The sequence below is a fragment of the Pseudomonas fluorescens genome, assembly GCF_000802965.1.
Lineage (GTDB): Bacteria > Pseudomonadota > Gammaproteobacteria > Pseudomonadales > Pseudomonadaceae > Aquipseudomonas > Aquipseudomonas fluorescens_A.
Map to the genome: position 1 here is coordinate 278,588 of NZ_JSAK01000018.1, position 12,997 is coordinate 291,584.

The 12,997-nt window shown below is 60.3% G+C and carries 11 protein-coding genes; 4 read left to right on the top strand and 7 right to left on the bottom strand.

Annotation, left to right across the window (positions count from 1 at the left end; all coding sequences use genetic code 11):
* Nucleotides 1-130: 130 nt before the first annotated feature.
* The 7 genes from NL64_RS16715 to gap all read right to left on the bottom strand — a co-directional run bounded on the left by NL64_RS16715 (nucleotide 131) and on the right by gap (nucleotide 7,516).
* The gene (locus tag NL64_RS16715) at nucleotides 131-520 is read right to left on the bottom strand and encodes a YbaN family protein (protein ID WP_034149167.1); all 390 of its coding nucleotides are present in this window, start codon (nucleotides 518-520) and stop codon (nucleotides 131-133) included.
* A 171-nt stretch (nucleotides 521-691) separates the two neighbouring features.
* Complete coding sequence (locus tag NL64_RS16720; protein ID WP_034149168.1) at nucleotides 692-1,300, bottom strand: biliverdin-producing heme oxygenase; 609 nt, start codon at nucleotides 1,298-1,300, stop codon at nucleotides 692-694.
* Between the two features lie 114 nt (nucleotides 1,301-1,414).
* Nucleotides 1,415-3,976: a TonB-dependent receptor gene (locus NL64_RS16725; protein WP_034149169.1), complete on the bottom strand. Its 2,562-nt coding sequence runs from the start codon at nucleotides 3,974-3,976 to the stop codon at nucleotides 1,415-1,417.
* Nucleotides 3,977-4,098: 122 nt separating this feature from the next.
* Nucleotides 4,099-5,064, bottom strand: a complete 966-nt coding sequence (locus tag NL64_RS16730; protein WP_034149170.1) for a FecR family protein — start codon at nucleotides 5,062-5,064, stop codon at nucleotides 4,099-4,101.
* A gap of 101 nt (nucleotides 5,065-5,165) precedes the next feature.
* Nucleotides 5,166-5,684 (bottom strand): RNA polymerase sigma factor, encoded by a 519-nt coding sequence (locus tag NL64_RS16735; RefSeq protein ID WP_034149171.1) that lies wholly within the window; start codon nucleotides 5,682-5,684, stop codon nucleotides 5,166-5,168.
* Between the two features lie 231 nt (nucleotides 5,685-5,915).
* Nucleotides 5,916-6,380 (bottom strand): methylglyoxal synthase, encoded by a 465-nt coding sequence (locus NL64_RS16740; RefSeq protein ID WP_034149172.1) that lies wholly within the window; start codon nucleotides 6,378-6,380, stop codon nucleotides 5,916-5,918.
* 134 nt (nucleotides 6,381-6,514) lie between these two features.
* On the bottom strand, nucleotides 6,515-7,516 hold the full coding sequence (gene gap / locus NL64_RS16745; protein ID WP_034149173.1) for a type I glyceraldehyde-3-phosphate dehydrogenase: 1,002 nt from the start codon (nucleotides 7,514-7,516) through the stop codon (nucleotides 6,515-6,517).
* A 220-nt stretch (nucleotides 7,517-7,736) separates the two neighbouring features.
* Between gap and edd the strand changes: the two genes are divergently transcribed.
* From edd to NL64_RS16765, 4 genes are all read left to right on the top strand, one after another.
* Nucleotides 7,737-9,563 carry a phosphogluconate dehydratase gene (gene edd, locus NL64_RS16750; protein ID WP_034149174.1) on the top strand — a complete coding sequence of 609 codons (1,827 nt, stop codon included), beginning with the start codon at nucleotides 7,737-7,739 and terminating at the stop codon, nucleotides 9,561-9,563.
* The gene (locus tag NL64_RS16755) at nucleotides 9,560-10,510 is read left to right on the top strand and encodes a glucokinase (RefSeq protein ID WP_034149175.1); all 951 of its coding nucleotides are present in this window, start codon (nucleotides 9,560-9,562) and stop codon (nucleotides 10,508-10,510) included. The genes edd and NL64_RS16755 overlap by 4 nt, the downstream gene beginning before the upstream one ends.
* Nucleotides 10,511-10,686: 176 nt before the next feature.
* Nucleotides 10,687-11,418 (top strand): response regulator, encoded by a 732-nt coding sequence (locus NL64_RS16760; protein ID WP_034149176.1) that lies wholly within the window; start codon nucleotides 10,687-10,689, stop codon nucleotides 11,416-11,418.
* Nucleotides 11,408-12,877, top strand: coding sequence for an ATP-binding protein (locus NL64_RS16765; protein WP_034149177.1), 1,470 nt, complete (start codon nucleotides 11,408-11,410; stop codon nucleotides 12,875-12,877). The genes NL64_RS16760 and NL64_RS16765 overlap by 11 nt, the downstream gene beginning before the upstream one ends.
* Nucleotides 12,878-12,997 lie beyond the last annotated feature (120 nt).

The following is a 12,997-nucleotide window of genomic DNA, read 5'->3' on the forward strand; positions in this document are numbered from 1 at the left end:
GCCATTCAATGCTCATCGGCGCAGGGCGGGTGTTGCATTAACGGGTCGCCGACGAACGGTAGTGATTGATCGTTTGCGCAGGAAAATGTGCCGAAAATCGAAATAAAAACGGGGGAAAACGCGGCGGGGTTCAGAAACGTTGCGGCAGTGATTCGGGGCGCGACCAGATCCACAGATTGCCCAGGCCCATTCCGGCAATCGCCAGGTAAATCGGCCAGCCATGATCGAGCATCACCAGCATCAGGGTGGCACACAGCAGCATGCTGACGGTGGCACTGACCTTGGCCCGGCGCGTGATGATTTTGCCGTTGCGCCAGTTGCTGAGAATGGGGCCGAACAACCGATGGTTTTCCAGCCAGGCACTCAAGCGCGGCGAGCTTCTAGTCGCGGCCCAGGCGGCCAGCAAGATGAATTCGGTGGTGGGCAGGCCGGGGATGACGATGGCGATCAGGCCGATGCCAAGGCTGACGTAGGCCAGCAGTCCGAAGAGCAGGCGGGTGAGTTTTGAGGTGGCGGGCATGGGCTCAGGAAAACTAATGTGAGGCTTGATCGGAATATCGCGGCTCCGCTCGGGTCATGTAGGAGATGCCGAAGGCTGCGATCTTTTGATCTTGATCATCTTGATATCGTAAAAACCAAGATCAAAAGATCGCAGCCTGCGGCAGCGCCTACAGGGGTGTACCCCGTGTAGTCAGGCGGTTTCCGGGGCTGTGGCGTAAGCCTGTTCCAGCAACACTGTGAAGCGGTTGAAGGCGTCGATGGCGCCTTTATCCAGTTCAGCTTCTTCTTGGGCGCTGAGCTCAAGTCCATCAAGGGTTTTGACGAAGCTTTTCCAGCCTTCAGCACGGCCACCGGCCGGTTCGGCAAGGTGACGGGCGCCGAAGGTTTCGCTCAAGCCAACACCCACTGCGCGTTTGATCAGGAACGCCGCGCCAAGCTTCGAACCTTCGGATACGAAAAGCCAGCCCAATGCTTCAGCCTTGCTCGGGTTGTTCACCGCGCCTGCGACCGGATCCGGCACGTCAGTTTCCAGGTCTGCCAGGTCAGCCTTGGCGGCTTCCGCCCGGCAGCGAGCGGGCAAGTCAGGGACGATGTCGGTCAGTTGCGCATCGTTGTACAGCGCCACCAGTTCCGACTGGAACAGGTACTGCGCCACCACGAAACGGGCGAAGTTGGCTTGGGTTTCGAACGGTGCGTGGGCTTTGACCAGGGCGTCGAGTTTGCTGTGCGGTTCGTGGGTGATCTGGTTCAGGCGTTGCGAACGCAAGGCCGGGCGTTGAGCCGTGTCCTGAGTGGTCATGGGAAATCCTTGAGAAAGAGAAGAGCCTGGTAACGAGACGAATGAGCAGGGGCGCGAGAGTAAAAAATCCTCACTGCGTAGCATTAATAAACGCCGCGCAGTGAGGGGGAGGGATCAGATGTCCCAGATCAGATTGACCGCGAAGTTGCGACCCGGTTGGGTCAGGCGATCGAGGTTGGCCGGTTGTGTCACCGAGGCCTCGCCGACACTGTCGTAGCCGCGTACGTCATCCCACTGCCAGTACTTTTTGTTGGTCAGGTTGTAGAGGCCCGCGTTGATGGTCACGTCGTCGGTCACCTTGTAGAAACCGGCCAGGTCGAGCACGCCATAACCCGGGGTCTTGAATTGGGTGCTGGTGCCGTCCGGGGTCTTGAAGCTGGTGCTGTCGACACGAGTCTTGCGCTTGACCAGTGTCCAGTTCAGCAGGGCACCGTATTTGTCTTGCTCGTAACCCAGTCCGAAGACGCCGGTCAGCGGGTTGATGCTGTTAAGCGGCTGGCCGGTGTCATCGTTACGGCCGTACAGGTAAGCCATCGAGCCCTGGGTGTAGAGGCCGGTCGGGGCGCCGAAGCTGTCCAGGTTCAGGCGGCCCTTGAGTTCGACACCTTTGATGGTGGCGTGGGCGATGTTGTTGCTCTGGAACGTGGTCTCGGTGTAGCCGGGGGTAATGGCGTTCTCGTCGATGAAGTCGCGGTATTTGTTGTAGAACACCGCCATATCGAAAGAGCCGGCTTCGAACTGGCCGCGCAAGCCTGTTTCATAGCTTTTGCTCTTTTCCGGTTCGAGGTCCGGATTGGGCGCGACCTGATAGCCGCCCGCCAGGTTTTCGAAACGACCATACAAGGCCTTGGCGGTCGGCGTGCGGAAGCCTTCGGCGTACTGGCCGTACCAAGTGTAATTGTCGTTGAAGCTGTAAGTAGTGCCGAATTTTGGCGACAGACGATGCCAGGTTTTGCTGTCATCGCTCACATCGCCGTTGCCGCTCTGGTCAGCGGTGGCCAGGAACTCTTCAGTCACGTGTGGATCAAGTTTGGTGTAGTCATAGCGTGCACCGGGCAGGAAGGTCCAGTTCCCCCAACTGATCTGATCCTGGGCAAACAGGCTGTAGCTGGTGATGGTCGGGTCCGGGAAATCGCTGGCCGGTGTCAGGGTATCGGCAGCGCTCGGGGCACCGATCACCCGGCAGGCGCCGGCCACCGTCAGGCAGGTGCCGCTGCCGGTGCGCAGGCCGGTGACTTTATCCTGTTTGATGGTGGTGCCGTAGGTGATGCGGTGATCGGTATCGGCGATGGCAAACGACTTGTCTGCCTGGGCATCGAACACCCATTGGCGATCCTTGTAAGTGGTATCGCGTTTGCGCAGCACAGTACGCGATGGCGCGTAGATTTCTTCGGTGCTTTGGTCGGCCTTGGCGATCTGGTAATTCAGCGACCACTTGATGTTGTCGGCCAGAGCTGTGTCCAGGCCGAAGCGATGCTCAATGCCGAAACGTTCGCGAGTGACGGTGTCGTTGCCGGTTCGGGATTTATAGAAGCCGAAGCCGCGCCCTGCGTTGAACGGGCCGCCCACCGCGCTTAACTGGTTGGTATCGACGTCGTCCTTGTAGTGCTCGTAGGTCAGGCCCAGGCGCGCGTCGTCGGCGTAATCCCAGCCCAGCTTGGCCAGCACGTTGGTGGTGCGCACGTCCTCAGGGTTGGCCTCTGTGCGATTCAGGCCGGTGCCGCCGGTTTCGCCGTAGGACTCGGTTTCATGGCCGTTGCGCTGACTCAGGTGCAACAAACCGTCGAACTCGCCGGTACGGCCAGCCACGGTGCCAGAGGTCAGCCAGCTGTCATCGGCCGAGCTGTAACCGGTTTTCAGGCGCGCGCCCACGTCCTTACCCGGCTTGATGATGTCGTCCGCATCCAGCGTGTAGTAGCTGACCGCGCCGCCGATGGCATTGCTGCCGTACAGCACCGACGCAGGGCCGCGGAGAATTTCCACGCGCTTGACGATTTCCGGGTCGACATAATTGCGATTAGTCTGGGCATACGGGCCGTTGAAAAAACTGTCGGGCACCTGCACCCCATCGACCTGGGTCAATACGCGGTCGCCGTCGATACCACGGATGTTATACCCGGTAAGGCCTGCGCGCTGACCGGCGCCGCCGACCGAAACACCCGGCTCGTAGCGCACCAGATCCTTGATGTTATTCACATTGTTGCGGTCCAGATCTTCTCGGGTCTGCACCGTGACGGTGCTGGGCACGCTGTTGACATCCTGCTCGTTACGCGTGGCGCTGATCGTCACCTGCTGCAAATTGAGGGTGCCGGCACTGGTACGTCGTTCCAGCACAATGTTGTTGTTACCCAGTTTGCGATAGCTCAGGTTGGTCCCCACCAACAGGCGATCCAGTGCTTTCTCCGGCGGCAGTGACCCGCGTACACCCGGCGATGTCACACCTTCGCCCAACTCTGCGGGCAAGCCGACCTGCCACCCGGTCACGGCAGTGAAGGCATTGAGTGCCGACACCAGCGACTGCGGCGCAATGGCGAACGAGTAATCGCCCATGTTACGGCTGGGTTGTTCGGGGGTGGCGGCCATGACCGGTGCTGTTCCGGCCATCAGGATGGCGGCGGTCAGCAACGACAGCACGCGGGAAGGTGAAGAGGCTTGGCGGGTAAGGCGAGAGGACATCGATAGCGCTCCGTGTCGCACGAATCTTTATAGGTGCTGATTGGCATTTATAGATGCGAATCAATTGCATTGGCTATAACGAGACGTACGAGGATTGGCTATCGAGTAAAAATAATTCTCATTTAGTTCAAAATCACCAGTGCCGGAAATTCCTTGAGCTTGGCGGAGGTGATGTGGGCGAGGGAGCGCACCACGTCCAGTGGCTGATCGAGACGGTAGTTGCCCGTCACAGCGACATCGGCCAACTGCTCGTTGTTGTTGATGATCCAGCCCGGGTAATAGCGCCGCAGCTCCGCGAGCACCTGGCTCAGCGGGCAGTTTTCGAACACCAGTCGACCCTGGACCCAAGCCAGGTCAGTGGCGGCATCCAGCTTGGCCGGGCGGTCGAAACCGTTGGGGCCGATGCGGATACTTTCCCCGGCAGACAGTCGAATCCGCGCGTCGTCGCGGGTGGCGCGCAGGTCGACATCCCCGCGTTGCACCCGAACCTGTGTCACGCCATCTAGGTAGCGCACGGCAAACGCCGTATCGCGAACGCTCGCTTTCACAGGGCCGGCGTCGATTTCCAGTGGTTGGCCACGATGGGGCTGCACCTCGAAAAACGCCTCGCCCTGATACAGGCGCGCCACGCGCTGTTGATCGGTGATGGTGCTGGAAAACGCCGAGTTGGTGTTGAGCAGGACTTTCGAACCGTCCTCCAGTTGCAGGCGCTGGCGCTCACCGACCACGGTCAAGTGATCGGCCTGCAAACGCATCGGCAGATTGCTGAAGCTGAACAGGCCGAGGATCAGCACCGCAGCGGTAGCCAGCGGTTTCCAGTGTGGGCGCAGGCGCGACAGGACGGTGACTTTCGCCGGGCGCGCGGCCAGGCTTTGCGCGCACTGCGTGACTTGCGGACCGTTCCAGATCGCCTGTGCCTTGGCGAAAACATCGGCATGCGCCGGATCGGCCGCGAGCCACTGGTGGAACTGTCGGGTTTGTTCTTCGCTCGGGCTGTCCAGCACGATCAGCCAGTCCAGGGCCTGGTCCATCGCGTCAGCAGTGTCCTGCGCCGGCGAAGGCTCAGGGGAGCGGTGGGTGTCCGTCACGGTGTTTCCTCGGCGTGTTTGTGCACGACTGTTTTTTTAGTGAAGCGCAAAAGAGGGGCAAGGGTAGCCCTGATGATCAAAGCCGTCGAGACACAGGTGACTCAGTGGCCGTTTGCCCGCTCGGCGACGCCGATGCAGACCGTCATGATCAGCTTCAGTTCTTTTTGCACGGTACTGAGCGATACACCGAGTTTTTCGGCGATCTCCAGGTAGCTGTGGCCGTGCAGGCGACTGAGGATGAAAATCTGCTGCTGTCGTGGGCTGAGTTGACTGAGGCGCACGTTCAAACGCTCGAGCAATTGTTCGGCATGGGCGGCGTCCTCGGCACTGCTGGCAGGGGCGGCGACGCTTTCCACTACGTCCAGCGGCACGTCGTCGACCATGGTGCGCGAATGAATGCGTCGCGCGCGCAAATGGTCCAGCGCCAGGTTGCGCGCGGTCTGAAACACAAAGGGTTCAAGGTGATCGATGGCCCGCTCGCTGAGCGCCCGGGTCACGCGCAGGTAGGTTTCCTGTAGCAGGTCTTCGGCGGTGCTGTGGTTGTTGACCATCCGCTCCAGCGTGCGCAGCAACGAGATGCGCTGGGTGATGAAGACGTCGTTGAAGCGCGATTGACTCACGGGAGGGGAGGACCTGATCCATTTTGAGCGAATGATAATGCTTATCATCTATGCGGGTGGTCAAGTGTTTGTTTGTAAGCCTTGTCTTTACATTTCAAACGGGGTGACGCGGACAAAGCGTCTCTCGCCTGGCAAAAAGTTGCGCACTTTTAAGCAGCGGAATGGGAAGAGTCAGCGCAGCCTCATTTCGAGCGACTGCGCGGAGAGTTACAGCAGAAGACTTTAGAATCGTTAACGCCGACCCGACAAATACGCCACGTAATCCGGAATCCGGTGCTCGTGCGCCTGATCCATCAACGGGCTGCTGAGTAGATAGTCGGCGCTGCATTCGTTGCACGCCACCGGAATGTTCCACACCGCTGCGACTCGCAGCAAAGCCTTGATGTCCGGGTCGTGTGGCTGCGGTTCGAACGGGTCCCAGAAGAACACCAGCATGTCGACCCGTTGCTCGGCGATTCGCCCGCCGAGCTGTTGGTCACCGCCCAACGGGCCACTGATCATGCTTTCCACGGGCAAGTCGAGGCGTTGTTGTAATAACAAACCCGTGGTGCCGGTAGCGACCAGTTCATGCTGCGCAAGCTTGTCTTTCTGCCGCTCGGCCCAGTCCAGCAAAAACACTTTGCAGTGGTCATGAGCAACCAGGGCGATACGCTTGCGCGCGGCCATGGTTTTTTGCGTAAAGCTGATGCCGATCATGGGTTGTTCCACAGGCGATTTGCGAGGGGGATTGCGAAGACGCCATCGCCAGCAAGCCGGCTCCTACAAGTTGCGTCGTATACGATCCCTGTAGGAGCCGGCTTGCTGGCGATAGAGATCTTATGTCCGCAAACTTATTCGGCGTTGCACAACGCCAGGCAGTTATCGAGCATGCGGTTGGAGAAGCCCCACTCGTTGTCGTACCAGGCCAGCACCTTGAGCAGCTTGCCGCTGGACTTGGTGTGGTTGGCGTCGAAGATCGACGACAGCGGATTGTGATTGAAGTCGCTCGAAACCAGCGGCAGGGTGTTATAGCCGAGGATCTTCGAGTGCTGGCTGGCTTCCTTGAGCAGCGCGTTGACTTCATCGGCCGACGCTTCGCGTTTGAGTTGCACCGTCAGGTCCACCAGCGACACGTTGATCACCGGCACACGCACCGCCATGCCGGTCAGTTTGCCTGCCAGTTCCGGCAGCACCAGACCGACCGCTTCAGCGGCGCCGGTCTTGCTCGGGATCATGTTCTGGGTGGCCGAACGGGCGCGGTACGGGTCGGTGTGATAAACGTCGGTCAGGTTCTGATCGTTGGTGTAAGCGTGGATGGTGGTCATCAGGCCGCTTTCGATGCCCAGTTCGCGATGCAGCACCTGGGCCACCGGGGCCAGGCAGTTGGTGGTGCAGGAGGCGTTGGAAATAATCTGGTGCGACTGTCGCAGAATGTCGTGGTTGACCCCATAAACCACGGTGGCGTCGGCACCCTTGGCCGGAGCCGAGATAATCACTTTGCGTGCGCCGGCCGTAATATGCGCGGCGGCTTTGGCCCGGTCGGTGAACAGACCGGTGCATTCGAATACGACATCAATCTTTTCCGCAGCCCAGGGCAGGTCGGCCGGGTTGCGAATGGCGCTGACTGAAATACGGTCGCCGTTGACGGTCAGGCTTTCCTGATCATGTTGGACATCGGCTTCGAACGTGCCGTGAACCGTGTCGTACTTGAGCAAGTGCGCATTGATCGCGCTGTCACCCAAGTCGTTGATGGCGACGATCTGCAAATCCTGGCGATAGCCTTGGGTATAGAGTGCCCGGAGGACGTTACGACCGATACGGCCAAAACCATTGATTGCGATTCGAAGAGTCATTTATCAGCGCCGCCGTCGTTTTGTTGTTGGAATTACAAGATTATTCGCAAAAAAATAGAAAACAAGCCTTTTTAGTGGCAATATTTTGTTCAATCTACAACGAGTGACCTGAATCAACTGGTCCAACCGATCAAGAAAACCGTCTGTCATCCCATCGACACCGGCCTTTGATCAGCATAGACAATCAGGTCGCCACATCCGTTAGCCTGGAGTTCTACACATGCATCCCCGCGTCCTTGAGGTCACCGAACGGCTTATCGCCCGCAGCCGCGCCACGCGTGAGGCTTACCTTGCACTGATTCGCAGTGCGGCCAGCGACGGTCCGATGCGCGGCAAGCTGCAATGCGCCAACTTCGCTCACGGCGTGGCCGGCTGCGGCAGCGACGACAAGAACAGCCTGCGGATGATGAACTCCGCCAACATCGCAATTGTTTCGTCATATAACGACATGCTCTCGGCGCACCAGCCGTACGAAGTCTTCCCGGAGCTGATCAAAAAAGCCCTGCGTGAAATCGGCTCCGTCGGCCAATTCGCCGGTGGCACGCCGGCGATGTGCGATGGCGTGACCCAGGGCGAGCCGGGCATGGAACTGAGCCTGCCGAGCCGCGAAGTGATTGCGCTGTCCACCGCCGTGGCGCTGTCTCACAACATGTTCGATGGCGCACTGATGCTCGGCATCTGCGACAAGATCGTCCCGGGCCTGATGATGGGCGCGCTGCGTTTCGGGCATCTGCCGATGATCTTCGTGCCGGGCGGGCCGATGGTGTCGGGCATTTCCAACAAGCAGAAAGCCGATGTGCGCCAGCGCTATGCCGAAGGCAAGGCCAGCCGCGAAGAGCTGCTGGAGTCGGAAATGAATTCCTACCACAGCCCCGGCACCTGCACCTTCTACGGCACCGCCAACACCAACCAGTTGCTGATGGAAGTCATGGGTCTGCACTTGCCGGGCGCGTCCTTCGTCAATCCGAACACGCCGCTGCGTGACGCCCTGACCCGCGAAGCGGCGCATCAGGTGACGCGCATTACCCAACAGAACGGCAACTACTTGCCGATCGGCGAAATCGTCGACGAGCGTTCGCTGGTCAACTCCATCGTGGCTTTGCACGCCACCGGCGGCTCCACCAACCACACCTTGCACATGCCTGCGATCGCCATGGCGGCGGGCATCCAGTTGACCTGGCAGGACATGGCCGACCTCTCCGAGGTGGTGCCGACCCTGAGCCACGTCTACCCGAACGGCAAAGCCGACATCAACCACTTCCAGGCCGCGGGCGGCATGTCGTTCCTGATCCGCGAACTGCTGGAAGCCGGGCTGCTCCACGAAAACGTCAACACTGTGTTGGGCCACGGCCTGAGCCGTTATACCCAGGAACCGTTCCTCGACAATGGCGAACTGGTCTGGCGCGAAGGCATCACCGAAAGCCTCGACGAAAGCATCCTGCGCCCGGTCGCCCGCGCGTTCTCGCCAGAGGGCGGTTTGCGGGTGATGGAAGGCAACCTCGGTCGTGGCGTGATGAAGGTGTCCGCCGTGGCGTTGGAAAACCAGATCGTTGAAGCTCCGGCGATGGTGTTCCAGGATCAGCAGGACCTGGCCGATGCGTTCAAGGCCGGTTTGCTGGAGAAGGATTTTGTCGCGGTGATGCGCTTCCAGGGCCCGCGTTCCAATGGCATGCCGGAACTGCACAAGATGACGCCGTTCCTCGGCGTGCTGCAGGATCGCGGCTTCAAAGTCGCGCTGGTGACCGACGGGCGCATGTCCGGCGCGTCGGGGAAAATCCCGGCGGCCATTCATGTCAGCCCCGAAGCTTATGTCGGCGGCGCTTTGGCGCGGGTGCAAGAGGGCGATATCATCCGCGTCGATGGCGTCAAAGGCACCCTGGAGCTTAAGGTGGACGCCGAAGAATTCGCAGCGCGCACGCCGGCCAAAGGCCTGTTGGGCAACAACATCGGCACCGGTCGCGAACTGTTTGGTTTCATGCGCATGGCCTTCAGCTCCGCAGAGCAGGGCGCCAGCGCCTTTACTTCTGCCCTGGAGACGCTTAATTGAAACTGGCTTTGGTCGGTGACATCGGTGGGACCAACGCACGTTTCGCGTTGTGGAAAAACCAGCAGCTGGAATCAGTCCAGGTGCTGGCGACGGCAGATTTCGCCAGCCCGGAAGAGGCTATCAGCCTCTACCTGAGCGGGCTGGACCTGGCGCCTGGGTCGATCGGTTCGGTGTGCCTGTCGGTGGCAGGCCCCGTGAGCGGCGACGAATTCAAATTCACTAACAATCACTGGCGCCTCAGCCGCAAAGGTTTCTGCAAGACCTTGCAGGTGGAGCAACTGTTGCTGGTCAACGATTTCTCGGCCATGGCCCTGGGCATGACCCGTTTGCAGCCCGGCGAATTTCGCGTGGTCTGCGAAGGTACGCCGGAGCCGTTGCGCCCGGCAGTGGTGATCGGTCCGGGCACGGGGTTGGGCGTTGGCACCTTGCTCGATCTGGGCGAGGACCGTTTCGCCGCGCTGCCGGGGGAGGGCGGTCATGTCGATTTACCGCTGAGCAGTCCACGCGAGACTCAACTGTGGCAGCACATCTTCAATGAAATCGGCCATGTCAGCGCCGAAACCGCGCTGAGCGGTGGTGGCTTGCCGCGTGTCTATCGGGCGATTTGTGCGGTGGACGGTCATACGCCGGTGCTCGAAACCCCGGAAGCGATTACCGCTACCGGGTTGGCGGGCGACCCGATTGCCCTGGAAGTGCTTGAGCAGTTCTGCTGCTGGCTCGGTCGCGTGGCCGGCAACAATGTGCTGACCACTGGTGCGCGCGGTGGCGTGTACATCGTGGGTGGGGTGATTCCGCGCTTCGCCGATTTCTTCCTCGAAAGCGGTTTCTCCCGCTGCTTTGCCGACAAGGGCTGCATGAGCGATTACTTCAAGGGGATTCCGGTGTGGCTGGTGACGGCGCCGTATTCGGGGCTTGTTGGTGCGGGAGTGGCGCTGGATCAGGCTTAAAACCGTGTCGCCCCCATCGCGGGCAAGCCACGCTCCCACAGGATTTGTAGTATTTCAGAATGTGCACAAAACCTTGTGGGAGCTGGCTTGCCAGCGATGGGGCCAGAACGGGCAACAAATATCTAAGGTTCATCAGGCATAATCGGCCCCAATTCAAACAACAAGGACGCCGCCCCGTGAGCTCAGTCAACAAGTCGATTTTGTTGGTCGATGACGACCAAGAGATACGCGAGTTGCTGGACACCTACCTGACCCGTGCCGGGTTTCAGGTGCGTACCACGCCCGACGGCGCCGGTTTTCGCCAGGCCCTGAACGATGAACCGAGCGATCTGGTGATCCTCGACGTGATGCTCCCGGACGAGGACGGTTTCAGTTTGTGCCGCTGGATTCGCCAGCACCCGCGTCGGGCCCAGGTGCCGATCATCATGCTTACTGCCAGCTCCGACGAGGCCGACCGCGTTATCGGCCTCGAACTGGGCGCGGACGATTACCTCGGTAAACCCTTCAGCCCGCGTGAATTGCAGGCGCGGATCAAAGCCTTGTTGCGCCGCGCGCAGTTTGGCCAGGAACGTTCCGGCAGCGAAGTGCTGGCCTTCGACGACTGGCGCCTGGACATGGTCAGCCATCGGCTGTTCCACATCGATGGCGAAGAAGTGATTCTGTCCGGCGCCGATTTCGCCTTGTTGAAACTGTTCCTCGATCACCCGCAGGAAATCCTCGACCGCGACACCATCGGCAACGCCACGCGGGGCCGTGAGTTGATGCCGCTCGATCGCATCGTCGACATGGCCGTCAGCCGCCTGCGCCAGCGTCTGCGCGACACCGAAAAACCTCCGCGCCTGATTCGTACCGTACGCGGTAGCGGCTACCAACTGGCAGCCAATGTGGTTGCCAGCAATGGTCACTGAGTTCCTGCGCAAACTCGCCGGGCGGGTGCCGGTGCCTCGATCGTTGCTCGGGCGCATGTTGCTGCTGACCCTGTTGGCGATGTTGTTTGCACAGGCTTTGTCCAGCGTGATCTGGGTCTCGCAGTTGCGCGCCACCCAACTCGAAGGCCTGGTCACCAGCGCCCGCAGCCTGGCGCACTCGATGACCGCCAGTGTCAGTTATTTCCGTTCGTTGCCGGTGGCGTTCCGGCCGCTGGTGCTCGACCAGTTGCGCAGCATGGGCGGCACGCGGTTTGTGGTGACGCTGAATGACAAACCCTTAGGTATGGAAGTGCTGCCGATCACCCCACGCAAAGAGGCGGTGATCAAAGCGGTGGACGAAGTGTTGCGCCAGTCCCTTGGCCATGACACCGATATTTCGGTGACTTTCGTCAGTCCTGAAGATCTGAGGATTTTCAACGCCGGCCTGAAGCTCGACGAGCTGCCACGGTCCTGGGCGCATTACGCGCTGACCCTGGAGCCGGTTAATCCACCTGTACTGGTCACCCAGATCCAGATGGCGCCGGGCGAATGGCTGTATATCGCCTCGCTGTTGCCCGAGCCCTACACCAGCCTAGAGGAGCAAGGCCTGCCGTCGCAGCAGGTGTGGTTCATCGTCCTCACCAGCGGCTTTCTGCTGTTGTTCATTGGTGTGTTGGTGCACTGGCAAAGCCGTCCGCTCAAGCGCCTGGCGCGGGCGGCGCGGGATCTGTCGCTGGGGGCCGACGTCGAGCCGGTGGCTGAGGGCGGTGGCAGTGAAGTGGTCGAGGTCGGTCGTGCCTTCAACACCATGCGCGAACGCATCAGCCGCTACCTGACCGAGCGCAGCCAATTGTTCAGCGCGATTTCCCACGACCTGCGCACACCGATTACCCGGTTGCGCTTGCGAGTCGAGCTGCTCGAAGACGAAAAGATGCAAGCCAAGTTCAGCCGCGATCTGGATGAGTTGGAACTGCTGGTCAAAGGCGCGCTGCAATGTGTGAAGGACACCGACATCCACGAGAACATCGAGCCTGTGGATCTCAATCACGTGCTCGATTGTCTGGTGGAGCCGTACCTGGCACCGAACGGCAATGGTCGCGTGACCCAACAGGGGCGGGCGCTGGCAGCGTATCCGGGGAAGCCGTTGGCGCTCAAGCGCTGTATCGGCAACCTGATCGACAACGCGCTCAAGTACGGGCAAAACGCGCACCTGCACATCGATGACGACGACAGTGCGTTCGTCCTGCATGTCGATGACGAAGGGCCGGGGGTTCCGGAGCAGCGGCTGGAGCAGGTGTTCGAACCGCACTTCCGGTTAGCCGGGCAGCAGCAGGGTTATGGGTTGGGCTTGGGAATTGCGCGCAACATTGCCCATAGTCATGGGGGTGAGGTGAGTTTGCAGAATTTGCGTGAAGGCGGGTTGCGGGTGACGTTGCAACTACCACGATCGATGGACTGACAAACAAACCCTGTGGCGAGGGAGCTTGCTCCCGCTGGACTGCGTAGCAGTCCTTCTTTTGGGGCCGCTTCGCGACCCAGCGGGATCAAGCTCCCTCGCCACAATTATCAATCACCACGA

What these genes read in the sequence shown, in the direction of transcription:
- NL64_RS16715 (WP_034149167.1), bottom strand. Translation starts at nt 520, where the DNA reads ATGCCCGCCACCTCAAAACTCACCCGCCTGCTCTTCGGACTGCTGGCC.
- NL64_RS16720 (WP_034149168.1), bottom strand. Translation starts at nt 1,300, where the DNA reads ATGACCACTCAGGACACGGCTCAACGCCCGGCCTTGCGTTCGCAACGC.
- NL64_RS16725 (WP_034149169.1), bottom strand. Translation starts at nt 3,976, where the DNA reads ATGTCCTCTCGCCTTACCCGCCAAGCCTCTTCACCTTCCCGCGTGCTG.
- NL64_RS16740 (WP_034149172.1), bottom strand. Translation starts at nt 6,380, where the DNA reads ATGATCGGCATCAGCTTTACGCAAAAAACCATGGCCGCGCGCAAGCGT.
- gap (WP_034149173.1), bottom strand. Translation starts at nt 7,516, where the DNA reads ATGACTCTTCGAATCGCAATCAATGGTTTTGGCCGTATCGGTCGTAAC.
- edd (WP_034149174.1), top strand. Translation starts at nt 7,737, where the DNA reads ATGCATCCCCGCGTCCTTGAGGTCACCGAACGGCTTATCGCCCGCAGC.
- NL64_RS16765 (WP_034149177.1), top strand. Translation starts at nt 11,408, where the DNA reads ATGGTCACTGAGTTCCTGCGCAAACTCGCCGGGCGGGTGCCGGTGCCT.